26 protein-coding genes are annotated in these 25209 nt (G+C 38.6%); 7 read left to right on the top strand and 19 right to left on the bottom strand.

Features of this window, described 5'->3' with window-relative positions; translation table 11 throughout:
- Positions 1-21 precede the first annotated feature (21 nt).
- The 7 genes from murD to mraZ are packed head-to-tail and all read right to left on the bottom strand — an operon-like array spanning position 22 to position 7732.
- Positions 22-1353, bottom strand: coding sequence for a UDP-N-acetylmuramoyl-L-alanine--D-glutamate ligase (murD, locus tag FEDK69T_RS07100; RefSeq protein ID WP_023573467.1), 1332 nt, complete (start codon positions 1351-1353; stop codon positions 22-24).
- A gap of 1 nt (position 1354) precedes the next feature.
- Positions 1355-2578, bottom strand: coding sequence for a phospho-N-acetylmuramoyl-pentapeptide-transferase (gene mraY / locus FEDK69T_RS07095; protein ID WP_023573466.1), 1224 nt, complete (start codon positions 2576-2578; stop codon positions 1355-1357).
- Between the two features lie 4 nt (positions 2579-2582).
- Positions 2583-4043, bottom strand: coding sequence for a UDP-N-acetylmuramoyl-L-alanyl-D-glutamate--2,6-diaminopimelate ligase (locus FEDK69T_RS07090; RefSeq protein WP_117612549.1), 1461 nt, complete (start codon positions 4041-4043; stop codon positions 2583-2585).
- On the bottom strand, positions 4043-6040 hold the full coding sequence (locus FEDK69T_RS07085) for a penicillin-binding protein (RefSeq protein ID WP_023573464.1): 1998 nt from the start codon (positions 6038-6040) through the stop codon (positions 4043-4045). Before FEDK69T_RS07085 ends, FEDK69T_RS07090 begins: the two co-directional genes overlap by 1 nt.
- Positions 6031-6375, bottom strand: coding sequence for an FtsL-like putative cell division protein (locus FEDK69T_RS07080; RefSeq protein WP_035630041.1), 345 nt, complete (start codon positions 6373-6375; stop codon positions 6031-6033). The genes FEDK69T_RS07085 and FEDK69T_RS07080 overlap by 10 nt, the downstream gene beginning before the upstream one ends.
- A 3-nt stretch (positions 6376-6378) precedes the next feature.
- The gene (gene rsmH, locus FEDK69T_RS07075; protein ID WP_205622824.1) at positions 6379-7287 is read right to left on the bottom strand and encodes a 16S rRNA (cytosine(1402)-N(4))-methyltransferase RsmH; all 909 of its coding nucleotides are present in this window, start codon (positions 7285-7287) and stop codon (positions 6379-6381) included.
- Positions 7262-7732, bottom strand: a complete 471-nt coding sequence (mraZ, locus tag FEDK69T_RS07070) for a division/cell wall cluster transcriptional repressor MraZ (RefSeq protein ID WP_035630044.1) — start codon at positions 7730-7732, stop codon at positions 7262-7264. Before mraZ ends, rsmH begins: the two co-directional genes overlap by 26 nt.
- 410 nt (positions 7733-8142) lie before the next feature.
- On the opposite strand from mraZ, the gene FEDK69T_RS07065 reads away from it, so the two are divergent.
- Together FEDK69T_RS07065 and yihA are read left to right on the top strand one after the other, a co-directional pair.
- Positions 8143-8898, top strand: a complete 756-nt coding sequence (locus FEDK69T_RS07065) for an alpha/beta fold hydrolase (RefSeq protein ID WP_023573461.1) — start codon at positions 8143-8145, stop codon at positions 8896-8898.
- Positions 8899-8943: 45 nt separating this feature from the next.
- Positions 8944-9561, top strand: a complete 618-nt coding sequence (gene yihA / locus FEDK69T_RS07060) for a ribosome biogenesis GTP-binding protein YihA/YsxC (protein ID WP_023573460.1) — start codon at positions 8944-8946, stop codon at positions 9559-9561.
- Between the two features lie 27 nt (positions 9562-9588).
- Here yihA and gldC read toward each other — a convergent pair whose 3' ends face one another.
- Positions 9589-9924: a gliding motility protein GldC gene (gene gldC / locus FEDK69T_RS07055; protein WP_035630046.1), complete on the bottom strand. Its 336-nt coding sequence runs from the start codon at positions 9922-9924 to the stop codon at positions 9589-9591.
- The gene (gene gldB, locus FEDK69T_RS07050) at positions 9924-10886 is read right to left on the bottom strand and encodes a gliding motility lipoprotein GldB (protein WP_023573459.1); all 963 of its coding nucleotides are present in this window, start codon (positions 10884-10886) and stop codon (positions 9924-9926) included. The genes gldC and gldB overlap by 1 nt, the downstream gene beginning before the upstream one ends.
- Before the next feature lie 85 nt (positions 10887-10971).
- Here gldB and nadE point away from each other — a divergent pair, with 85 nt between their 5' ends.
- The gene (gene nadE, locus FEDK69T_RS07045) at positions 10972-11793 is read left to right on the top strand and encodes an NAD(+) synthase (protein WP_023573458.1); all 822 of its coding nucleotides are present in this window, start codon (positions 10972-10974) and stop codon (positions 11791-11793) included.
- A 76-nt stretch (positions 11794-11869) separates the two neighbouring features.
- Positions 11870-12499: a response regulator transcription factor gene (locus FEDK69T_RS07040; protein WP_023573457.1), complete on the top strand. Its 630-nt coding sequence runs from the start codon at positions 11870-11872 to the stop codon at positions 12497-12499.
- Here the strand turns inward: FEDK69T_RS07040 and dnaG are convergent.
- The 5 genes from dnaG to FEDK69T_RS07015 form a co-directional block, all read right to left on the bottom strand.
- Positions 12496-14472, bottom strand: a complete 1977-nt coding sequence (dnaG, locus tag FEDK69T_RS07035) for a DNA primase (RefSeq protein ID WP_035630158.1) — start codon at positions 14470-14472, stop codon at positions 12496-12498. The two genes, FEDK69T_RS07040 and dnaG, sit on opposite strands and share 4 nt — an antisense overlap.
- A gap of 118 nt (positions 14473-14590) precedes the next feature.
- Entirely contained in the window at positions 14591-15619 is a 1029-nt protein-coding gene (locus FEDK69T_RS07030; protein WP_023573455.1) for a porin family protein, read from the bottom strand.
- A 34-nt stretch (positions 15620-15653) separates the two neighbouring features.
- Positions 15654-16328 (bottom strand): hypothetical protein, encoded by a 675-nt coding sequence (locus FEDK69T_RS07025; protein ID WP_131494752.1) that lies wholly within the window; start codon positions 16326-16328, stop codon positions 15654-15656.
- Positions 16315-16875, bottom strand: a complete 561-nt coding sequence (locus tag FEDK69T_RS07020; RefSeq protein ID WP_023573454.1) for an RNA polymerase sigma factor — start codon at positions 16873-16875, stop codon at positions 16315-16317. Before FEDK69T_RS07020 ends, FEDK69T_RS07025 begins: the two co-directional genes overlap by 14 nt.
- 94 nt (positions 16876-16969) lie before the next feature.
- Positions 16970-17950: a polyprenyl synthetase family protein gene (locus FEDK69T_RS07015; RefSeq protein ID WP_023573453.1), complete on the bottom strand. Its 981-nt coding sequence runs from the start codon at positions 17948-17950 to the stop codon at positions 16970-16972.
- Between the two features lie 191 nt (positions 17951-18141).
- Here FEDK69T_RS07015 and FEDK69T_RS07010 point away from each other — a divergent pair, with 191 nt between their 5' ends.
- Positions 18142-19002, top strand: a complete 861-nt coding sequence (locus FEDK69T_RS07010) for a hypothetical protein (RefSeq protein WP_023573452.1) — start codon at positions 18142-18144, stop codon at positions 19000-19002.
- 56 nt (positions 19003-19058) lie between these two features.
- On the opposite strand, the gene rlmN is transcribed toward FEDK69T_RS07010, so the two are convergent.
- Positions 19059-20102, bottom strand: coding sequence for a 23S rRNA (adenine(2503)-C(2))-methyltransferase RlmN (gene rlmN, locus FEDK69T_RS07005; protein ID WP_023573451.1), 1044 nt, complete (start codon positions 20100-20102; stop codon positions 19059-19061).
- Positions 20103-20173: 71 nt separating this feature from the next.
- Here rlmN and FEDK69T_RS07000 point away from each other — a divergent pair, with 71 nt between their 5' ends.
- Both FEDK69T_RS07000 and FEDK69T_RS06995 read left to right on the top strand, forming a co-directional pair.
- On the top strand, positions 20174-20734 hold the full coding sequence (locus FEDK69T_RS07000) for a hypothetical protein (protein ID WP_023573450.1): 561 nt from the start codon (positions 20174-20176) through the stop codon (positions 20732-20734).
- Complete coding sequence (locus tag FEDK69T_RS06995; RefSeq protein ID WP_023573449.1) at positions 20735-21376, top strand: O-methyltransferase; 642 nt, start codon at positions 20735-20737, stop codon at positions 21374-21376.
- A 38-nt stretch (positions 21377-21414) separates the two neighbouring features.
- Here the strand turns inward: FEDK69T_RS06995 and FEDK69T_RS06990 are convergent, their stop codons facing one another.
- The 4 genes from FEDK69T_RS06990 to FEDK69T_RS06975 form a co-directional block, all read right to left on the bottom strand.
- A complete protein-coding gene (locus FEDK69T_RS06990; protein ID WP_035630051.1) occupies positions 21415-21984 on the bottom strand; it encodes a phosphatase PAP2 family protein in 570 nt (189 codons plus the stop codon).
- Positions 21984-22283 carry a Sec-independent protein translocase subunit TatA/TatB gene (locus tag FEDK69T_RS06985; RefSeq protein WP_023573447.1) on the bottom strand — a complete coding sequence of 100 codons (300 nt, stop codon included), beginning with the start codon at positions 22281-22283 and terminating at the stop codon, positions 21984-21986. The genes FEDK69T_RS06990 and FEDK69T_RS06985 overlap by 1 nt, the downstream gene beginning before the upstream one ends.
- Before the next feature lie 106 nt (positions 22284-22389).
- Positions 22390-24669 (bottom strand): M1 family metallopeptidase, encoded by a 2280-nt coding sequence (locus FEDK69T_RS06980; RefSeq protein ID WP_023573446.1) that lies wholly within the window; start codon positions 24667-24669, stop codon positions 22390-22392.
- Between the two features lie 24 nt (positions 24670-24693).
- Entirely contained in the window at positions 24694-25197 is a 504-nt protein-coding gene (locus FEDK69T_RS06975; RefSeq protein WP_023573445.1) for a DUF6702 family protein, read from the bottom strand.
- Positions 25198-25209: the final 12 nt, after the last annotated feature.

Genomic DNA, 25209 nt, shown 5'->3' with positions numbered 1-25209 from the left:
GTATTGTTTATTACTTACTTATTATAAGTTTTGCACCGCATTTTTGAACTGTTTCCCACGGTCTTCGTAGTTTTCAAACAAATCAAAACTTGCACAGGCCGGCGACAACAAAACCGTATCGCCTTTCTCAGCCATTCGCTGGGCTATTTTAACGGCATCGGTCATACTTGCCGTTTCGATCATCACATCAACAACATTTTCAAAGGCCTTCATTATTTTGGAATTATCCACTCCCAAACAGATAATACCTTTTACTTTTTCACGAACCAACGGCATCAACTCACTATAATCATTTCCTTTATCCACCCCTCCGACAATCCAGATCGTAGGTGTGTTCATACTGTCAAGAGCGAAGAAAGTCGCATTAACATTTGTTGCTTTGGAATCATTAATGTACTGCACATTCTGAATTTTCAACACTTTCTCCAATCGGTGTTCAACTCCTTGAAAATTTGACAGACTCTCACGGATTGTTTCTTTTCGGATACGCATTAACTGAGCCACTGTAGTAGCTGCCATTGCGTTTTTAACATTGTGTTTTCCCTCTAGTGCTAGTTCGTTGATTGCCATAGTAAATTCTTCGTTATTAATGTGAGTTGTTATGTTTTGTTCGTCTGCGTATGCTCCTTCGTCTAATTTTTTAATCAGTGAAAATGGAATTTTTTTGGCTCGTATTTTGTTTTCCGATAACCATTTCACTATTGCCTCATCATCATCATCATATATAAAATAATCGTCTTCCGTTTGGTTTTTTGTTATTCTGAATTTCGCTTCGATATACAAATCGTAATCGTAATTGTAACGATCCAAATGATCCGGACTGATGTTTGTCATCACCGCAATATGAGGGCGATAATTTATGATCCCATCCAACTGAAAGCTGCTCAATTCCAAAACGTAGGCTTCAAACTTGTTCTCAGCTACTTGCCAGGCAAAGCTCTTGCCAATGTTCCCGGCAATTCCGATATTCATTCCACCTTGCTTCAACAAATGATGCGTTAACATTGTTGTTGTTGTCTTACCGTTGCTCCCAGTAATCCCGATAGTTATAAAATCGGTAAACTGACTTGCAAATTCGATTTCAGAAATAATATGAACGCCTTTTTTTATAATTTTCTTTACGATGTTTGACTTATCCGGAATTCCAGGGCTTTTCATCACAACATCCGCATTTAAAATCAATTCTTCAGTGTGTTGCTTTTCTTCCCACGGAATCTGATTCAAGAGCAGCACTTCTTTATAATTGTTTTTTATCTCTCCGAAATCCGACACAAAAACATCGTATCCCTTTTTCTTTCCAAGAATCGCGGTACCTACGCCGCTTTCTCCCCCACCTAAAACCACTAATCGCATCTTATCGTAATTTTAAGGATACTAATGAAAATATAGACAACAGTATGGCCACAATCCAAAATCGGGTAACGATTTTACTTTCATGATAGCCTTTCTTCTGATAATGGTGGTGCAAAGGCGACATTAAGAAAATCCTTCGGCCTTCTCCAAACTTTTTCTTGGTATACTTGAAGTAAGAAACCTGAAGTACTACTGATAAATTTTCTGCCAAAAAGATTCCGCATAATACCGGTATCAATAATTCTTTTCGGACAGCGATTGCCAAAACGGCTATAATTCCACCAATAGTTAAACTTCCGGTATCCCCCATAAAAACAGTCGCCGGATAAGTATTATACCAGAGGAATCCGACAAGAGACCCTACGAAAGCCGCAATGTAAACAGTCATTTCCCCGGAATTGGGTATGTACATAATGTTCAAGTAATTCGAGAAAATGATGTTTCCCGAAACAAATGCAAAAATTCCGAGGGTCAGCACCGAAATAGCCGAAGTTCCCGCGGCCAAACCATCAATTCCGTCGGTTAAATTAGCTCCGTTGGAAACCGCGGTGATAATGAAAATCACCACCGGAATGAAAATCAACCACGCATAATCCTTGTAGTTATCTCCCGCCCACGACAATAATTCAGCATAGTCCATTTCATTATTTTTGAAAAACGGAATCGTAGTTGCCGTAGATTTTTCTTCTTTGGCTACAGCAGAAACCACAGTTCCCTGCTTAAAAATATCCGTTTTAGCAGTATCAGTTCTTACCGTAACCGCAGGGTGGAAATAAAGTACAGAACCTACAATCAAACCTAAACCAACCTGACCAATAACCTTAAATATCCCTTTTAGGCCTTCTTTATCTTTTTTAAATATTTTAATATAGTCATCAATAAAACCAATCGTTCCCATCCAAACGGTAGTGACAATCAACAACAACACATAAATATTGTCGAGTTTAGCCAACAATAAAACCGGAATCAATGTGGAGAAAATAATAATTAACCCTCCCATAGTTGGTGTTCCCGCTTTTTGCGTCTGTCCTTCCAATCCCAACTCACGAACCGTTTCACCGATTTGCAGCCTTCTCAAATAGTTGATAACGCGCTTACCGAAAATCGTCGAAATCATCAACGACAAAATAATGGCCAAGCCCGAACGAAATGTGATATACTGGAATACACCTGTTCCCGGAACATCCAATGTTTTATCTAAATATTGAAATAAATAATACAGCATATCTTTATTTGTTTAATTGTTCTAATAGTTCTTTTACGGTTTTCATATCATCAAAATCGTGACGAACACCGTGAATTTCCTGATACGTTTCATGCCCTTTACCGGCAATCAGGATGATATCCCCGTTTTGCGCCAGTTGACACGCCGTTTTGATCGCCTGCTTTCTGTCGACAATAGAAATTGTTTTTTTATAATTCTGAGGCTCAACACCTTTTTCCATTTCTGTAATTATCGCTTCGGGATCTTCACTTCGCGGATTATCAGAAGTAAAGATGGCTTTATCACTCATCTCGGACGCGATTTTGGCCATAATTGGTCTTTTGGCAGTATCACGGTCACCTCCACAGCCCACAACGGTAATTAACTGTTCATTTTTAGTGCGGATATCGGTGATGGTTTTCAATACGTTTTCCAAAGCATCCGGCGTATGGGCATAATCCACGATAGCTGTTATGTTTGACTCGGAAACAATAAATTGAAAACGTCCTGAAACACTTTCCAATTCACTTAACAAGCGCAACACTTCCAGATTTTCCAAACCTAACTCAACCGCTGTTGCATAAATAGCCAGCAAATTATAAGCATTAAACGATCCGATTAAACGCACCCAAACTTCCTGATCGTTGATTTTCAGCAACAAGCCAGAGAGTTGGTTTTCTAAAATCTGAGCACGAAAATCCGCATACGATTTTAATGCATAGGTAACTTTTCTAGCCTTCGTATTCTGAAGCATTACTGCCCCATTTTTATCATCAATATTTGAAATCGCAAAAGCGGATTTTGGCAAATTATCGAAGTACGATTTTTTTACATCGCGATACTCCGCAAACGTTGTATGATAATCCAAATGATCGTGTGACAGGTTTGTGAAAATTCCGCCCACAAAATGCAACCCTTCCGTTCTTTTCTGATGAATTCCGTGGGAGCTCACTTCCATGAAACAAAACTCACAACCCTCTTCTGCCATCTCATTCAGATAATGATTTATAGTAAGCGAATCCGGCGTGGTATGTGTGGCTTTATATTCGATATCATCAACCAGGATTTTTACTGTCGAAAGCAAACCTACTTTGTATCCGGCTTTTTTAAACAACTGATATAATAATGATGCTATCGTAGTTTTTCCATTGGTACCGGTCACTCCAACCAGTTTTAGATTTTCAGATGGATTTTCGTAAAAATTAGCCGCCATAAAAGCCAGCGCGCTGCTGGTATCTTTAACCTGAACGTAAGTGATTCCGTCAACAATTAAAGTTGGAAACGTCTCACAAATAATCACAGCCGCACCAAGACTGATGGCTTTCTCGATGAAATCATGACCATCGGAAATGGTTCCTTTTATGGCAACAAAAACATCATCGGAAACGATCTTTCTCGAATCGAATTCGATTTTGTTCACCTCAATATCGGTTGAACCTTTTACAGCTTCAATGGCTACTTTATATAATATCTCTTTTAAAATCATCACGACAATTGTATGGTTATGATTTGATTTTTATTGAATCGTTGCCCCGGTTGAATAGACTGTTGTTTTACCTTCCCGACACCGATTACTTTTACTTTCATCCCGAAGTTTTCCAATAAAGCGATAGCATCCATCCCAGCCATTCCTTTTACATTCGGAACTATATTTTCTTTCTTCTGTTCTTTATTATAATACTCACCGTAATTTTTTTCCTGATGTTTGATTTTTACGTTTAGTGTTTTGATTTCGTTGGTAGACGGAACATCTGTAAAAATCTTTTGTGCGATTCTTTTAAACACAGGACCCGCAACATCCGCACCATAATAACCCGCAGCTACATTAGGTTTGTGCACTACTACCACACAAGAATATTTCGGTTCATCCGCAGGAAAGAAACCAACAAAAGAGGAAGCATAATACATTTTGTCATCACCTTTATGGTAATTCATCTGTGCGGTACCTGTTTTTCCAGCCATAGAGAAATCTTTGGAATACAATTTGGAACCAGTTCCTTTTTTAACCACATTCTCCAAAACTGCTTTTATTTTTGCCAAAGCGTCGTCTGAACAAATTTTCGGATTGATGACTTGTTTGTCGAATTTTTTGATGGTCTTATTCCACTCTTTGATTTCACGTACGAATTGCGGTTTTACCATTTCGCCTTTATTGGCTACTGCATTGTACAAGGTAAGCGTTTGCAGAGGCGTCATGGAAACGTTGTATCCAAAAGCCATCCATGGCAATGTAATTGCTGACCACCCCTTTTGACCTGGTTGCGGAATATAAGGCTTCCCTTCTCCTTTAAAAGGCAATCCGAGTGGTTTGTTCAATCCTAAACCATTCAATCGGTTAACGAATTCTTCCGGGTTGTTTTTATAATTTTCATACACCGCCTGAACCATGATGGTATTGGAAGAAAGTTCAAAACCACGAGCTAAAGAAACTTTCCCATAACCTTTTCCGTTTGAATCGCGAACATGTCTGCCCCTATAAGTAATGTCACCACCCTTCGAATCGTATACTTTACTGGTATCTACTTTTTCATCATCCAATAATGCAATCAAATCCACTAATTTGAAAGTGGAACCCGGCTCGTGCGATTCCGCTACAGCGTAATTTATGGTTTCGTAATATGTACCGCTTTCTGCACGCCCTAAATTAGAAATGGCCTTTACTTCTCCGGTTTTCGTTTCCATTACCACCACACAACCGTGATCCGCCTGATAGTACTCCAATTGCTTCAGCAGAGCATGGTGCGCGATATCCTGAATATAAACATCTATAGTTGAAATGATGTCGTAGCCGTCGCGAGGTTCAATCTCGTTATTATCACTAATCGGCTTCCATTGATTTTTAGCGATTTTCTGCATCAGTCGCTTACCGTCTTTTCCGTTGATATATTCTCCAAATGCTCCCTCGATACCTACACGGGTTTCCTTTCCACTTTCATCAAAACGTTCATAACCAATAGTTCTCTCCGCAATTTTACCAATCGGATGTTCCCTAACGGTTTTTTGCTCCGTAATGATTCCGCCCTTATAAGCACCTAAATTGAAAAGCGGAAAAGTTTTCATTCGCATGTATTCGGTATAACTTAATTTTCTGGCCACTAGATAATAACGATTTTTATGCGCACGGGCTTTTCGCAATTCTCTCTGATAAAAACCAGACGGTTTGCCCAACATCACCGAAAGCGAATCCGACAGTCCTTTTATATTATCATCGAAATGTTCTTTTTTAGGAGCCACCGCATCAAAACGAATGGTATAATTCGGAATTGAAGTAGCCAGCAAACTTCCGTCGGCAGAGTAAACATTCCCTTTATTGGCAGGAATCACAAAATTTTTCACCGTTCTTTCTTTGGCTAATTTTCTATAATAGTCACCCTCTACCCATTGGATGTTAGTCAGTTTTACAGCAACGAAAATAGCCATCACGAAAATCGTGAAGGCTACCAAATAAATTCTGTACGAAATATTTTTATTTTCTACTGCCATATCTTTTTAAGAATACTGCTTTCCTGTTCTTTCACTTCAATTTTCTTCGGAGGAACGGAAGACGGAACAATTCCGTGCGGTTCCATCTGATTGGAAATGGTTGATTCCATTTTGAGTTCCATCAGCTCAGAGCGTCGGTCTACGAATTCAGAACGCAACTCTTTCACTTCATTTGTCAGTTCTGTAATCCTGTAATTTTTTTGCTCGTAACGGTGTGCATTTCCAATCATCACCATGGCCAGCAAAATCAGGAACACGATAAACTTCCAGTTTTTTAACGCATCATCGTCGATTAGGAATTTCGCCTTCAGCAAACTGTATACTCCGCCCTTCATCTTCTATTTCTTTTCTGCTATTCGCAATTTTGCACTTCGCGCGCGGCTGTTAATTTTAATTTCCTCATCGGTAGGCACAATCATTTTCCCTATCAATTTGAACGGCACTTCAAATCTTCCGAAGAAATCGCGCTCAGGCTCACCTTCAAACATTCCGTTTTTCATAAAACGCTTTACTAATCGGTCTTCAAGGGAATGATACGAAATCACGCTCAATCTTCCGCCCGGTTTCAAAACCTCAAGCGACTGCTCCAAAAACTCTTTCAGCACCTCCATTTCCTGATTTACCTCGATTCGGATGGCCTGATAAATCTGCGCTAAAATTTTATTGCTTTTGTGTGCCGGTAAAAATCGGCTCAACACTTGTTTTAACTGCTCTGTATTTTTTATCGGATGCGATTCCCTTGCCTGAACAATCGCACTTGCAAGTCCTTTTGCCGTTGTCAATTCACCATAGTCGGCAAATATTCGGCGCAAATCAGCCTCAGCATATTCATTCACTACATTATAGGCACTAACAGCTTCTTTCTGATTCATCCTCATGTCCAGTTCCCCTTCAAATCGTGTTGAAAAACCACGTTCCGGAACATCAAATTGATGAGAAGAAACCCCTAAATCACCCAAAATTCCATCAACTTGTCTTACGCCATGAAAACGCAAGAACCTTTTAATGTATCTGAAATTTTCATTAATCAAAGTAAAGCGCTCATCGTCGATTGCATTAGCCAAAGCATCAGTATCCTGATCAAAAGCAAACAATTTTCCGTTCGGCCCCAAACGACGCATAATTTCCTTAGAATGACCTCCCCCACCAAAAGTAACATCCACATATATTCCGTCCGGCTTGATATCCAAACCATCCACAGTCTCTTTCAGTAAAACCGGATTATGATATTCCATTGTCGTCGTCATTTAAATTACCCATTACATCCTCAGCCAAATCCGCAAAATCCATATCATCTCCCGAAATAGACTGTTCATACAAATCCTTATCCCAGATTTCGATGATATTAACTTTTGAAGTCAGCACCAAATCTTTGGAAATTCCGGCAAAATCAATCAGATCTTTAGTGATTAAAAGTCGGCCAGCATCATCAATTTCAACCATTTTTACACCCGCCATAAACTTGCGGATAAAATCATTGTTCTTTTTTACAAATCGATTCAGCTTGTTGATTTTCAACATCATTACATCCCATTCCGATTTCGGCCAAAGCTCAACACATTTATCAAAAACCGAACGTTTCAACACAAAACCACTCTCCAAAGAAGACAATTGCTTCTTCAAAGGCGCAGGCACCATCAGCCTTCCTTTTGCATCAATTTTACATTCGTATGTCCCGATTATGTTCGTCAACGGAAATCGTATTTGAAATGATTTATAGCAAAAGTAACTATTTTTTACCACTTTTTACCACAAACCCCCACTTTGTTGATAAGTTTTCCCACCTCATTCTCCATCCGTAGGAAAATATGCTAAATCACTCATCCTTAATATTTAGCAATAATTTATCATTTTAAAAGAATCATCAAAAAATATTCAAAAAACCACACCTTTTAATAGATTTCCTTATCAATACAAAAAAATCAGAATTAAGCTGATTTTTGTGATTACAAAAATGAAATTTATTGACAATTAACAAATTAGACACCTATTTGGTTTTAATAAGAAAGTATTTTCGATTTTCATTTTGAACACTTCCTATTTCCTGAGAAAATCATATATTTGTCCAATATTTAAATTGGATAATTATATACCAAAAACACATGTTGAAAAACGAAGGCAAATACCGATATTTTGAAGCTGGAGAAGGCACGCCTATCATTATTTTACACGGACTTATGGGAGGACTGAGCAACTTCGACGGCGTTGCAGAATACTTTCCAAAACATGGATATCAGGTTGTGATTCCTGAATTGCCGTTATACACCAACAACATTTTAAAAACCAACGTGAAGGCTTTTTCGAAATTCGTAAAGGACTTTATCACTTATAAAGGATTCGACAAAGTAATCCTACTTGGAAATTCACTTGGAGGACACATCGCTTTGTACCACACTAAAATGTACCCTGAAAAAATGGCCGGATTGGTTATCACAGGAAGCTCCGGCTTATACGAAAGCGCCATGGGAGAAAGCTATCCGAAACGAGGCGATTACGAATACATCCGAAAAAAAGCAGAAGATGTTTTTTACGATCCAAAAGTAGCTACTAAAGAAATCGTTGATGATGTTTATGCGACAGTAAACGACAGAATCAAACTGATAAAAACGCTTACTATCGCCAAAAGCGCCATCCGTCACAACATGGCGAAGGATTTACCAAAAATGACGACACCAACCTGTATCATCTGGGGAAAAAATGACATTGTTACCCCTCCGAATGTAGCAGAAGAATTTAACCGATTGTTGCCAGACTCGGATTTATACTGGATCGACAAATGCGGACATGCTGCCATGATGGAACATCCGGATGCATTCAACACTATATTGGCAGACTGGTTAAAAAAAAAGAATTTATAATATAGAAAGTTACAGGCGACTGTAACTTTTTAAATTTAAAAAAATATGAAAATCAATACCGCCGAATTCGTAATCAGTAATTCCGAAGTAAGCAAATGCCCTAAAGAGCCTTTGCCGGAATATGCTTTTATTGGCCGATCTAACGTAGGAAAATCATCGTTGATCAACATGCTGACCAACCACAAGAATCTCGCGAAAACATCGGGAAGACCTGGAAAAACGCAATTGATCAACCATTTCAAAATAAACAGCAATTGGTTTTTAGTGGATTTGCCCGGTTATGGTTATGCCCGCGTTTCCAAAAAAACAAAAGAAGTTTTTCAAAAATTCATTACCGATTATTTTGAAACCAGAGAGCAATTAGTTTGCGCTTTCGTATTAGTTGACATCCGTCACGAAGCCCAAAAAATAGATTTGGAATTTATAACTTATTTAGGCGAAACCGAAGTGCCGTTTTGCATCATTTTCACAAAGGCTGATAAAATCAGTAGAGGAAAAATTGATCAACATATAGCCGCCTACCGAAAAGCGCTTTTAGCAAACAACTGGGAAGAAATGCCACAGTATTTCGTTACCTCGTCTACAGAAGAAACCGGAAGGGATTCTCTTTTGGAATTTATTGACGGCGTGAATGACGAAATATTTAAGAGCAATAATTTATAAAAAAAAGCGGTCAAATGACCGCTTTTTTTATTTCTTCAATTCCAGTTTTTCAGCGAAGTAATCGCAGAAATCCCTCATGGTAGCCGTCATTTTTTCATCTTCAGTGGCACGGTGAAACGTATCCGCCATTGCTACTAATGTCTGATGAAAGAATATTTTCATTTCATCTACCGGCATATCTTTTGTCCACAAATCGATACGTAAAGTTTCCTGAACTTTGCTATCCCAAATGGAAAGCAACATAGCCTTAGCCTCTTCATTATTTACGCCTCCATCCTGAGCTGTCCATTTTATTTTTTCCGGTACGCGGTTTTCATCTAATTCAACCGTCAGTTTTATCTCGGAAGTTATTGTCTTTGCCATTATTTTTTGGGTTTATATTTAGAGTTATCGAAAATTCCTTTAGCATCCATAGCCAACATTTTTTGCAGCGTTATATCATTATTTTCCATATAAGAACGCACAATTTGCCAACCAAGCCATTGTCCTACCCTTCCCGGTGATTCACTGTCAATTTCAAGATAAAATTTGGAATAAGGACCTACCGCCACAAAACGCTGCATCAGTTTGGTATCCGTATCATACAACAGTTTGTTGTTGATGAAATACTTCCACATTTCACTTTCGTTTTCTTTACACCATTGTATCTGATCTTCCCTATATTCAATCTTTGCCGCATCACTAACATCCGGAAGCAACATATCTTTAAGATACAATTCTTTTCCGAAGTAAATCATTTGCGCCAACAACGTTCTGTCTGTAGGCTGAGCAATTCTCCCCATTGAAAAACTGCTTACCAGATCCGACATCATTTGCGAAGGTTCAAATCCCTGACGCATATACTTCGGGAATCCTTCATAAAAACGATGGTCTTTACCCAAATAAGTATCAAGCGAAAGCAACACAATACTATCTGTGTAAATTGCTTTTGCATCCTTGTCCACTTCGGAAATCAAAGTAATTACCCTAGGCGTTTTTTGGTTGGGGTAATAATACTGGATACGTTTAAACAACTGCTCCAAATCGTTTTCAAAAGCAACATCATTAGGATATTTCTTTTTTACTTCCCCATACAATTCCTGTAACAGCGGATTTTTTATTTTGTTTGTCCAAACCGAATCCGGATTACCTGCAGGAAAGAAAAAAGGATACTTACTCCTTAGCTGACCTAAATCCTCAGGCTTCGACTCATAGAAAAGTTTATCAAAACGTTCGATTTTTACTTTAACAGGAATAGCTTCGGCCGCTTCTGTTGCTTTATCCTCATTTTTTTTACAGGAAACGGCAAAAGCAGCAAAAACAACAAGCAATAAATACTTCTTCATAATTTTTATCAAAATTTATACTTTTATAGCAAATAAATTCGGCGCAAATATACGCCACAGTTTTAAAAAATTTTCATAAATAATTATGTCAACAACAGACACTTTTCAGGCCGACAAAATCAATACTCTAATAGTTAACTGGTTGCGCGATTATGCAACAAACGCAAAAGTAAAAGGTTTTGTTGTAGGGATTTCGGGCGGCATCGATTCAGCACTGACCTCAACACTTTGTGCACAAACCGGAATGCCAACATTATGCGTTGAAATGCCAATTCACCAAGCACCCAATCAGGTTTCCAGAGGAAAAGAACACATTGAGCAGTTAAAAAAGAGATTCCCGAACGTTTCAAGTGTTGCAGCAGATCTGACTCCGGTTTTTGAAGGATTCAAAACACAAGTTCCGGCATCTGAAAACGAAGCATTACTACATTTGACTTTAGCCAACACACGTGCCCGCCTTCGCATGACAACACTTTATTATTTTGCGGGTTTACACAGCGCTCTTGTGGCAGGTACCGGAAATAAAGTTGAAGATTTTGGGGTTGGATTCTTTACAAAATATGGCGATGGCGGCGTAGACATCAGTCCGATTGCCGACTTATTAAAAAGTGAGGTCAGAAAACTGTCTGCTTACTTACAAGTTCCCGAAAGCATCTTAGTTGCAAAACCGACCGATGGCTTGTTTACGGATGCGGCTCAGGAAAGCGACCGAAGTGACGAAGAACAACTCGGAGCAACCTATGACGAACTTGAAATTGCTATGCAAGCATTAGCGGATGGAAAGACCGAAAAAGACTTTGAAGGGCGCGAAAAAGAGGTTTTCAGAATATTCTCACGACTAAATATAACAAATCAACATAAAATGACAAAGATTCCTGTATTTTTGGTCCCAAATGAATTGAAATAAATTTCCTTCATTGATTATCAGTACATTATATATTTTTTGTATCTTTACAAGATAATTACTATTAATATTTGATGAAATGATAAAAGTGTGTTTAGCCGACAATCATCCTGTCGTACAGTTTGGGGTGAAAGCCTATTTTAAAGACAATCCGGATATTAGTCTTGTAGGTGTCGTTAGTAATTTGGACGATTTGGACGAAGTACTAAAAAAGAAATCGATGGATGTAGTCGTTCTTGATTTGGAACTGGAAGGACTGTCAAGCATCAACCTGGTGAAGTCTCTTATAAGAGATTACTCTGACACTAAAATTGTGGTTTTCACTAATTTAGGAGAACAAATTTATGCACCAAACGCATTAAAAGCGGGTGTTTCTGCTTATATCCATAAAAATTCAAAATTAGAAGATTTAGAAAGCGCTATCAAGAAAGTAAACGAAGGAGCTGTTATCTTTAGTGACGCTGTGAAGAAAAACCTTGCGTTACTTAATAAAGGCAAAAAATCCGATCGTTTATACCGAAAATTATCATCACGAGAAATTGAAGTATTACGTTATTTGAGCGACGGAAAGAAAAACAAAGAGATTGCAAAATTGCTTACGCTAAACGAAAAAACCATCAGTACTTACAAATTACGTTTGTTAACAAAATTACATGTAACAAATTTGGTAGATTTAGTTAATAAAGCCAAAACGCTTGAAATCGTTTAACTGTATCGGGACAAAACCCTACCAAGCTTAGACGAGAAAGAATTGATTAGTTTGTAATAATCCATAGCAGCAGAAAGAATTTCCGAGTTATCTGCTTCAGGTTCGCTTGATATACTATTCTTTAATTCATTAATAATCTTATCAACTAAAAACCAGCGAAGAGTCAATATAGTTTCAGAGACATATTGACTAATCGTTTGGTTTTTTTGTTTTACCACGATCTGCTGTGCGTCCCAATTATGCAATGCTTCACGTTCTTCTTCCATAAGGATATGAGTTACCCCTTGCGCCAATTCCGGATCAAGACGCATAAGATAGTGTTCTAGTTCAAACGTTTCGTTCTGATGGAAATAGTTAATCAGGTCGTTGTATATGGCTCGAAACAAAGGATTTGCCAATTCCACTTCATCTTCCTGCAAGCTAAGATAAATTCGTTGATAAACTTTGTAATTATTCAGCTCTTTTACCTCTACAGCTTCGCCTTCTTCGTTGGCTTTGAGTAAGACATCCTCAAATTCCTCTTCGGCGGTTCCGTATAAAAGCAATATTTCGATTATTTTTCGTTCCAATTCGTATTGAACGTCTACGGATGCTGAAACTGTTTCCGGATCGCTTTTTACAACCTCAAAGGCTTTCTGATCCGCTTTCTGTTTCTTACCGACCTCCTGAATATCTTTCTGGACAAGCTGCGCTAAAGTATTGAAAAGCACATCCTCTGAAATATCCATTATTCGGGAGCATTCCTGAATGTAAATTTCACGCTTGATTTTATCAGGAATCTTGGAAATACTCATCACCATATCCCTGATCAGTTCCGCTTTTTTGATTGGATCATTCTTGGCTTCCTTCATTAATAACGAAGCTTTGAACTGAATAAAATCCATCGCACTGTTGCTCAGGTAAGCAACCAAATCATCGTATGCCGTTTTCTTTGCAAAACTGTCGGGATCCTCTCCTTCGGGAAAAGTGCAGACTTTCACATTCATTCCTTCTTCCAGAATCAGATCGATTCCTCGAATAGAAGCACGAAGTCCGGCTGCATCACCGTCAAAAAGCACTGTAATATTTTTGGTAAGCCGGTTAACCAATCTGATTTGATCAGGCGTTAAAGCCGTTCCGGAAGAAGCCACCACATTTTCGATTCCCGCCTGATGCAGCTGAATCACGTCGGTATAACCTTCTACCAGAAAACAATTATCTTGCTTGGCAATAGCCTGCTTGGCGTGAAAAATTCCGTAAAGCACTTTACTCTTGTGGTAAATTTCACTTTCCGGCGAGTTCAGGTATTTTGCCGCTTTTTTATCGTTAGTCAGAATACGTCCGCCAAAACCCAAAATACGGCCCGACATACTTTGAATCGGAAACATCACTCGCCCTTTGAAACGGTCAAACTGTTTCCCTTCTTTTACAATAGTCAATCCTGTTTTATCAAGATAATCTAGTTTATAACCTTTTCCGAGCGCTTCTAAAGTGAAGGCATCCCAGCTTTCAGGAGAATAACCTAATCCGAATTTTTCAATCGTGTCTTTCGTAAACCCACGCTCTTTGAAATAGGAATACCCAATGGCTTTTCCTTCATCGGTATGCATTAAAACATTGTGGAAATATTTCTGGGCGAATTCCGAAACCAGGTACATACTCTCCTTTTCATTAGCTTCCGCCTTATCGGCATCCGTCTGTTCGGTTTCTTCAATCTCGATATTATATTTTTTGGCCAGGTAACGAATAGCTTCAGGATATGAAAAATGCTCGTGCTCCATTATGAAGGTAACAGCATTACCCCCTTTGCCCGAGCTGAAATCCTTCCAAATCTGTTTCACCGGCGACACCATGAATGATGGTGACTTCTCGTTGGAGAAAGGACTTAAACCTTTGAGGTTACTTCCTGCTCTTTTTAACTGCACAAAATCCCCGATAACCTCCTCGACACGAGCGGTTTCAAATACGGTTTCTATGGTGTTTTGTGAAATCAAATTATTAAAAAGCTCCGTTTTTTTTTGGGAACGGTTCAAAGGTACAAAGTTTTACAAATAATCAGCCCTTTCAGAATCGAAACTCTGAAAGGGCATAAAAGTATCTAACTAAAACAAATTAATTAAAATCAAAACGCAATCCCAATGATGCATTACGCTGATCTACCGCATTACTTTCAAACATCGGCTGCAAATCATATTTCGCATACAAACTTATACTTTTGTACCCTACATAAGTACTTAAACCATAGGTAAACTCATTTACATTCCAATCCCCTTTTTGTCTTTCCTTAATTTTATAACCATCAACTTCATAGCCTAAAAACTGTTTTGAATTGGTATTAATCCCTATAAATCCACCGGCTCCAAAACGGAAACCATCGTGAGATCTGCGGTACATTTTTCCATTGATCTCTCTTTTATCCGAAAAATCCCACTCCAAATGAACCGGAACTGCAAAAAATACATTTTTAAAATACGTTTTATCATCTATTAAGTTTACCGGATATGTCTCTAACACCGTTTCTGATCCTTTATCCACAAAATAACGGTTGTCGGTAGCGTGTAAAATATTATACATAAAGGAGAAACCGTACTTAAGATGAAGCGGACTGTCTTCTTTACCCAAACGCGTTCTTCCGGTAATCCCCCACTCATAGAATGTCGAACGCCAATATCCAAAATCAGAATTCGCAACAGCTCCATTAGTTACCAGATTATTAAGTCCGAAGGCGAAAACAAACTGCGAAGTAGTTCTCTTTGTTTTTCTGTCGTAATGATCTGCCGGAATGGTAATCGAATATCTCTTCTTAATTTTGATGGTATCACTCAATTTCCCATCAACTCTTTCCTGCACCAAAGCATTAAGCTTTTCCTGTTCTACCGCTACTCTTTCTTCGATTTTTTTAGCATGATCAGTAGCTAATTGCATCTTCTTTTTATCAGCTTCTTCCTGAGTCAGCTCGCCCTTTGTAAGTTGTTCGTTAACCTCTTCAACTTCCGTTTTCAAAGCCAGCTTCTCTTCTTTAGTGATATTCTCGATGTTTTTGGCAATTGCATTAGCACGTTGCTCAAAGGTTTCCTGCGCAGTGACTTTGCTTACAAAAAAGCACAACATGACCACTACATAAAAGATAATCTTTTGCATAATTTAAAAATTTAACTGTTCGATTTTTGATTATTTACTCGTAATTCCTGTTTGCTACAGCTGTTTTAACCGTTTTAAAATTTCGGTTCAGACGCTGTAAGGTTGTTTCTCTGAATTCCTGATTTAATTCACCTTCCACATTGTTCAGCAATGAATTGGCATTAACTTTCACCTGAGGCTTTTCTTTAACATCATCCACATTAGCCAAAAGTTTTTCTGACTCGGATTCAGGGGCTACTTTTGTAATTTCAGGTTCTTTTTGGGTAATGACTTCGGCAACTTCTTCTTTTACAATCTGACGATTAGTATCGGAAGCAACAGTTGCAATTGTTTTATTAGCAGTCTTTGATTTTGTTACTGAATTATTTTCTGCAACGGTTTCAGAACTACCTACTATCGGGGACATTGGATTGGACACAACCGACTCAGGCTCTTCTGAATCTTTCTGATCCTCATCAGAAGTTACCACAGTCGGGTTTTTCATTTGAATTTCAGGATTGCCTCTTTCCTGTTGAAACAAAAACAAGCCTATTGAGAAAAAAAGCGCCAAACCCGCAGCAATGTACAACCATCTGAAATTGCGTTTCGGTTTTTTGTTCTCGGCTACCGAAAGCATCGCATCCAGGCGGTCCCATGCCGCATCTGAAGGCTGCATTTCCCTCGCATTCAGTTTTTTTCTGAATTCCTCTTCCATTTTATTCGGTTCCATTTTCATAATTTTTAAGTTTATTCACCTGACTTTGGAGCAATTTTCGGGCGTGTGACAACTGCGATTTCGAAGTCCCTTCGCTAATATTCAGCATTTCGGCAATTTCCTGATGTTTGTATCCTTCAATCGCGTAAAGGTTAAAAACCATTCGGTAGCCATCCGGAAGGCTGTCAATCAAAAACTGAATATCTTCAACAGAAAACTGGCTTTCGATGTTATTGTAACGTTCTTCAAAATAATTTTCGTCTTCCGTAAACTTTACCTGTTTTTGTACTCTCAAAAATGAAATACTCTCGTTTACCATAATCCGCCGGATCCATCCTTCGAAGCTGCCTTTGTGTTCGAAATTTTTTAGATTGGAAAACACTTTCATGAAAGCGGTTATCATTACATCTTCCGCCTGCTGCACGTCTTTTATATATTGCCGGCAGACACTTAGCATTTTGGGAGCGTGTTTCGAGTAAATCTTATGTTGGGCATGCCGGTTGTTGTCGACAGCCAACTGTATGATTTCTTTTTCCTCCTGATGTAAGTCTATTACTTTCATTCAAAAAATGTATTTCGAAAACCGGTCTTTATAACCGACTTCTATTAGCATAGACGAGTGAAGTCTGAAAATGGTTGTATGAAAATAAAAAAAATTATTTTTTTCTTTCAATCACATAATTTACCATCAATGTAAGGGCATCTTTATAGGGAGAATGGGGGAAATCTTCAATGAGTTGAAGTGCTTCTTTTTGGAATTGCACCATCTTTTGTTCGGCGTAGGTTAATCCGTTTTTATCTTTTACGAATTGAATCACTTCACGAACGCGTTTTTTGTCTTTATTATGATTCTTAACCGAATTAATCACCCAGCTTTTTTCTTTGGAGGAACAATTATTGAGGGCATAAATAAGCGGAAGGGTCATTTTTTGTTCTTTGATATCGATACCGGTTGGTTTACCGATGGCATCATCGGTATAATCAAACAAATCGTCTTTAATTTGGAAAGCCATTCCGATTAACTCTCCAAATTTACGCATGCGTTCAATTACTTCCTTGTCCTCGGGAAAAACGGCACAAGCCCCAAGCGAACAACAGGCGGCAATCAACGTAGCTGTTTTTTGGCGTATGATTTCGTAATAAACTTCTTCAGTAATATCCAATCGGCGTGCTTTTTCAATCTGGAGTAATTCTCCTTCGCTCATTTCACGAACAGCAACTGAAATGATTTTAAGCAGGTCGAAGTCATTATTATCTATTGAAAGCAGCAGCCCTTTCGAAAGCAAAAAGTCACCAACCAACACTGCAATCTTGTTTTTCCATAAAGCGTTGACAGAGAAAAACCCGCGACGTCGGTTACTGTCGTCCACCACATCATCATGCACCAGTGTAGCCGTGTGAATCAGCTCGATAACAGCAGCCCCACGATACGCCCGTTCGTTTACAGTTCCGCCCGATACCATTTTCGCGGTTAGAAAAACAAACATAGGACGCATTTGTTTTCCCTTTCGGTTTACGATATAATGAGTGATTCTGTTTAAAAGCGCCACTTTAGAAGACATGGAATCGCGAAACTTCGTTTCAAAAAGTTCCATTTCAAGGCTTATAGGCTCCTTTATCTGTTCAACGATTTTCATCTATGAGATTGGATTTTTCAATGTTACAAGATGACTTTTGTAATTTTCGTTTGAACCTATATCTGTCATGACTTGTTTCATAGAATTCAAAGATACAATTCTATATGAAATAAAAAACACTGTTTTTCCGTTAATCCGTTAAACCTTTTTATGTATTTTGCATCTATTAACTACACCCAAAACCTAATTTTATGAAGACACGAAATTTATTCAAATCGATTGTAGTTTTACTGGCCTTATCCCTAATTGGCTGTAACAAAGAAGAACAAGAAGAACAAAACAACAGTAACACTACCGGTCAATTTACCACAGAAGAGTTTAACGCTAATGCCAAAATGGATGACATTTCAAATGACATTTCAGAAATAGCGGAAGACCAGCTTAATGCACAAAACACGGCAAGAGCAGAGAGCTATCAATCCATCCTTCCGAATTGCGCAACGGTTACTACAACAGTAGAAGGAAATACCTGGACCAGAATTATTGACTTCGGCACAACAGGTTGCACATATCATAACGGAGCTATCTTAAAAGGACAAATCATCATTAGCGGTAGCACCGATTTCCATCAATCTCCTTATGTATGGACTTATAGCTTCCATTCTTTCTACTATGACAATATCTTGGTACAAGGGACAAAAACACTTTCAAGAACCGTTCAGGCTACCGATGCACTTGCTACCCCACATCCAGTTGTGGGCATTGATTTGGATTTGGACATCACGCTTCCAAACGGAAACACTTATTCCAGAACAGGAACAAGAACAAGAGAATTAATTGAAGGATATGACACGCCGCTGATTTTCCATGACAATGTATACCGCATTACAGGAAACTGGGCTACTACAGGCACAAACCATTCCTACACATCTACAATAACAACTCCGTTGAGAGTAGAAATTGCTTGTTTGTATAAATTGGTTTCAGGAGTAATTACAATAAACCGCAACGAACACACTGCCGTATTGAATTATGGAAACGGACACTGCGACAACAACGCAACCATCTCTATTGATGGCGGAACGCCACACACTTTTACTTTCAGGAATTAACACGAAGTAACCCAATAAAAAAACGTTCGCTTAATTGACGAACGTTTTTTTTATCTTTATCCTTCTTTGTTGGCCAACTGACCACAGGCAGCATCAATGTCCTTTCCTCTGCTTCTGCGTACTTTAACCACAATGTCGTTTCGCTCAAGAGCCACAATATAATCTTCAATAGCTTTCTGGGAAGCCTGCTGAAACTGACCGTCGTCAATCGGATTGTATTCAATTAAGTTTACTTTACACGGAACGTATTTGCAGAATTTTACCAAAGCATCAATCGATTTCTTATCATCGTTGATTCCTTTCCAAACCACGTATTCGTAAGTCACCTTACTTTTCGTTTTCTTGTACCAATATTCCAGAGATTCCTTTAATTCAGGCAAAGGAAAACTTTTGGTGAACGGCATGATTTCATTCCGGATTTCCTCAATAGCTGAGTGCAAAGAAACCGCCAGTTTGAATTTCACTTCATCATCGGCCATTTTCATAATCATTTTCGAAATTCCCGATGTAGAAACCGTAATACGTTTCGGCGACATCCCTAAACCTTCCGGCGAAGTGATTTTGTCGATTGCCTTCATTACATTTGGATAATTCATCAACGGCTCGCCCATTCCCATGAAAACGATGTTGGATAACGGACGGTTGTAATACAAACGGCTTTCACTGTCGATAGCCGCCACCTGATCGTAAATTTCATCCGGGTTCAGGTTACGCATTCTTTTCAATCTTGCCGTTGCACAGAAATTACAATCCAGACTGCAACCAACCTGACTTGAAACACAGGCAGTAGTCCGCGTTTCGGTCGGAATCAAAACCGACTCCACGATCAAATCGTCATGCAGACGAACGGCATTTTTTACGGTCCCATCAGAACTGCGCTGCATCGTATCCACCTTGATGTGATTGATTACGAAATTCGCTTCCAGCATTTCGCGTGTGTGTTTCGAAACATTGGTCATGTCCTCAAACTTATGCGCACGCTTATGCCACAACCATTCATACACTTGATTACCACGAAAGGCTTTATCTCCGTTGGCAACAAAAAAATCGCGTAACTGGTCTTTCGTTAATGCGCGTATATCCTTCTTCTCCATTTGCATGGCGCAAAGTTAATCACAATTTATCGATTTGATTATCTGTTAATTTGTAAATTTGTGTGAAACTTTTTCAAATGAGATACTTACTCCTCCTTTTTAGCCTGTTCGCAATAAATTTTCAATCGTTTAGCCAGAAGAAAAAAGAAGCGATTAATTATGATTCAGCAATAAACAAAACCGTACTCATAAATTACTTTAAAGAAGGCACCGTTACTTTAAATGATAATTGGAAAACAACAAACAAGTTTATTCCTCATTATTTAGTATTAAAAAATCAGCATAAAGACTTTATCGAAATAATAATTTCAGAAAAAAAAGACAATCAGTTTTACACGACAAACACAACAGATGCCGAGTTATTAAGTAAAGATGCTGAGTTTGAAGCTAAAAGACATAAGGCATATAGCAGCTTATTTGAAAAAATTCACGACGAAAAGACCTGCTATTTTGAAAAAATTTACGGCGACAGTATCTGCTATGTTTTTAACGAATATAAAAACAATATGCCAGGAATGACAATAGTCGGAATAAAAAACGACTACTTAATTGAAATAACATTCCGTCCTAAATTTAAAGATAGAACCAAAAACCTTGATTACCTGTTAACTCTTTTTACAAATTTAAACATCAACTAAATGCATTTTATATCCGAGACTTTAGAAGATTATGTAGCGTTACACACGGAAAACGAACCGGAGTTGTTAGCGCGCCTAAATAAAGAAACCCATCAAAAAATTTTACAACCAAGAATGTTGAGCGGTCATTTTCAGGGACGCTTCCTGAGCATGATATCGAAGTTGATTCGTCCGACAAACATTCTTGAAATAGGCACCTATACCGGTTATGCTGCTTTATGTATGGCCGAGGGTTTGCCGGAGAATGGAACATTGGACACCATCGACAATAATGAAGAATTGTACGATTTCCAGAGAAAATATTTCGCGCAATCCCCATGGGACAGCCAAATCAAGCAACATTTAGGCAATGCATTGGAAATCATTCCTACTTTGAACAAAAAATTCGATTTGGTTTTTATTGATGCCGATAAGGAAAACTACATCAATTATTTCAATATGATCGTGCCGTTGATGAACAAAGGCAGTTTAATTTTATCGGACAATGTACTGTGGAGCGGAAAAGTATTGGAAGAAGTTAAAGCCAACGATAAAAGCACCAAAGTATTACTGGAATATAACGAAATATTAAAGAACGATCCGAGAGTGGAAACCGTTTTACTCCCGATTCGCGATGGCTTAACCATGAGCCGCGTACTTTAAAAATAAAAATCCCGATTTATGAATCGGGATTTTTATTTTTATATGCTTTCCGGAAAATGCTTCCTTCTGAAAATATCATAAAGTTTTGAGAATCCAAAGCCGGCTATGATTCCAAATAAATATCCTGAAAGTATATCACCCGGGAAATGCAAGCCCAGATAAATTCGGCTATAGGCAAATATCAGCGGAAACAAGAACAATAAAAAGGCATATTTGTAGTATTTCCTCAAAATCAAAAACACAAATACCGTTGATGCCATTGAATTGCCTGCATGACCTGAAAAATAACTGAAGGAACTGCTCGACTTTACAATTCGGATCATATCTTTTATTTCCAAATCGTTGCACGGACGCAATCGCTGTACACTATTTTTTATCAGATTAGTAAACTGATCGGTGAACGTAATCATGACTGCGATTGACACAAGAATCAAAAGCAAATGCTTCCATCCGACTTTCTTATACAACAGATAAAAAACATATAAAAAAATGGGTGCCCAATAAAACTGTTTGGTTATAAAAAGCCATAATCCATCGTATTGTTCAGACCCCAGTCCGTTAAGAAAAACGAAAAGCTGTTTGTCTAACTGAATAATTTTCTCCAAAATTACATCTGTCTTTTAATCGGTCCGGTCATGTCTTCGATATCCTCTTTTGCCTTGTCGATTTCTTTGGTAATATCTGAAGTCAGATCCAATTGTTTCATCGGATTCAAATCGTTTAAATCATTCAAACCGTTTAATTCGGCACTTTTCTGAATTTCGTTTTTGATATCGTTGGTCGCATTTTTAAGCTGCGCCATACCTTTACCCAAAGTACGGGCGATATCCGGAATCTTATCCGATCCGAACAACATCAAAGCTACCAATATAATGAAGAATATCTCTCCTCCTCCTATTCCGAACATGATTTTGTAATTACAGGTTGTAACGCGACAAAGTTACAAAGTTTTAAAATGGAATATGTTATTAAAAACAAAAAAGACCACCTTATTCAGATGGTCTTTTTCCTATTTATTTTGCACTCTGAGAAAGCTCATCAAATTTTGATTTCACTTCTTCTTTTGGCCAGACGTTATTGGTTACATCGATGTCAGCCGTTTCCAGTTTCGGGTCCAATTGAATTTTCTTCAGCGGTTTATCAGTTGCGAAAACGCGTTTCACCGTATCGTTCCCTTTTCTCCAGATTTGCACTGGGAAATGATGATTTTCAGTTGTCCCGTCCTCGAACTGCAATTCTACGATTACCGGCATCATCATTCCGCCTGGCTTATCGAATTCCACTTCGTAGAAATACTTTGGCTGTTTCAATTCATTACGAACTTCAGGACTCAATTTATTCACATATTCCGACAATGTTTTTACATCTTGTACATTCAACGGTTTCTTCAATTCCGGTTTAAAATCTTCGGATGTCTCAGAAACCATATACACCATTGGCTCTCCATTGTTTATTTTTCTGCCTCTGCGGTTGAACTGCTCTTTTACTTCTTTAGAAGGATCTTCGGTCACATAATACTGTTTCACGTCTTTGATAGCGATATCCACATAATCGGTAGAATAAAACCATCCTCTCCAGAACCAGTCCAAATCCACTGCCGAAGCATCTTCCATAGTTCTGAAGAAATCTTCCGGTGTCGGATGTTTGAACTTCCAGCGTTGCGCATAGGTTCTGAAAGCATGATCAAATAACTCATGACCCATAATGGTTTCACGAAGAATGTTCAATCCCGTTGCAGGTTTTGAATAACCGTTGGCGCCGAAGTTGTAAATCGTCTCTGAATTCGACATGATAGGCTCCAAAAACTTCTGGTCGCCACTCATATACGGAACAATTTTAGCGGCAGGTCCACGGCTTGAAGGGAAGTTTTTATCCCAGCTTTGTTCTGTCAGATATTCAAGGAACGTATTTAAACCTTCGTCCATCCATGTCCACTGGCGCTCATCAGAGTTTACGATCATCGGGAAGAAATTATGTCCCACCTCGTGGATAATCACACCCATCATTCCGTATTTGATTCGGTCGCTCACATATCCTTTTTCATCCGGGCGTCCGTAGTTCCAGCAAATCATCGGGTACTCCATCCCCTGATCTTCTGCTGAAATAGAAATAGCTTTCGGATAAGGATAATCAAATGTATATTTTGAATAGGATTTTAAAGTATGTGCCACCACACGGGTTGAATAATCACCCCATAGCGGGTTGGCTTCCGGCGGATAACAAGATATCGCCATTACCGTTTTGCCGTTTTCCAATTTAACGGCCATTGCATCATAAATGAATTTTCTTGAAGTCGAAAATGCGAAATCACGCACATTGTCTGCCTTAAATTTCCAGGTTTTCTTTTTAGTTGAAAATCCTTTAGCAGCAGCTTCCGCTTCTCCCTGAGTTACTATCACAACCGGTTTGTCATAGGTTTTCTCCGCTAATTCATAACGTTTTACCTGCTCGGCTGAATAAACTTCTTTTCTGTTTTGCAATACTCCGGTTCCTTCCAAAACGTGATCGGCAGGTGTAGTGATGCTCACTTCGAAATTCCCGAAAGGCAGCGCGAATTCGCCAGAGCCCCAGAATTGCATGTTTTGCCATCCTTCCACGTCGTTATAAACGGCCATTCTTGGGTAAAACTGAGCGATTACATACAGATTGTTACCGTCTTTATCAAAATGTTCGTATCCGGAACGACCTCCGTCTACCATATAATTATTTATGTTATACCACCATTTCACATCAAAAGAAACTTTGTCCCCAGATTTTAGCGGCTTTTCCAAATCGATTCGCATCATCGTTTGATTGATGGTGTAATTCATTGGTTTGCCTTTAGCGTCTTTCACATATTCAATGTTAAACCCTCCGTCAAAGCGCGGCTGCATAAATTGTCTTGAGAACTCACCAGAACTCATAGCATTGCTAACTCTTTGTCCTTGTGTTAACGGAGATTTACCGTCCCGTTTCTTTTCATTCTGATCCAGCTGAACCCAAAGATAAGTTAACGTTTCAGGCGAATTATTGTGATAGGTAATTGTTTCCGTTCCGTATAATTTGGTATTTTTATCATCCAGTTCGATGTTAATTTTATAATCCGCCTGCTGCTGATAATATGCCGGACCTGGAGCACCTGAAGCCGTTCGGTACGAATTCGGTGTCGCCATCTCATGGTACATCTGACTGAATTTATTGGTGTCTCCATGTCCCGGATCCCTCTTTTTATCGGCTGGTTTTGTTTCCTGCGCCAAGGCAATAAAAGGAACTGCCAACGCTACCAATGAAAAAATTGAAACTGATTTCCTCATGTTTTTATATTGTTTTGTTTTTGTCTAAAATTCTACTTCGCCCTCTGTTTCACTATCTGTCAGCAACAAGCTTTTTTTGTTACCATATATATTGAAATGGACGATATTTTGTTGTTCGGGGTATATTTCCGTTAACACGGAATTGTGTATCGATATCGAGGATATTTTTTCAGGCACCAATGTGGTAAGATAGCAAATCAAGACATTATCTTCGGTTTCCTTGCCTAAAAATTTCAGGGTTTTGGCCTTTCTGTTAACTGTCAGCTGCATTTTTTCAGAAAGATAGCTTTTGAGAAGTTCGTTGGTTTCAGTAATTTCTTTGGGAGTAGCCAAATATATTTTCCTTTTATATTTGGTCTGAAGGGCTTTTTCGATATCGTCAATAAAAACCCGTGCCGTTATCTGCACTTCTTTTTTCTTGTCCGAATAATTTATCTGATAGATGCCAACATAGAACTTGTGCAAAGCAAAAGAGCTCAGCACAACAAAAAGGAATACCGGCAATAGGCACTGAAAATATTTCCTCATGCCTCAAAAGTA

The sequence above is a fragment of the Flavobacterium enshiense DK69 genome, assembly GCF_000498495.1.
Classification (GTDB): Bacteria; Bacteroidota; Bacteroidia; order Flavobacteriales; family Flavobacteriaceae; genus Flavobacterium; species Flavobacterium enshiense.
Note: the sequence above shows the minus strand (reverse complement) of the source record. Positions and strands in the feature narration are given on the sequence as shown.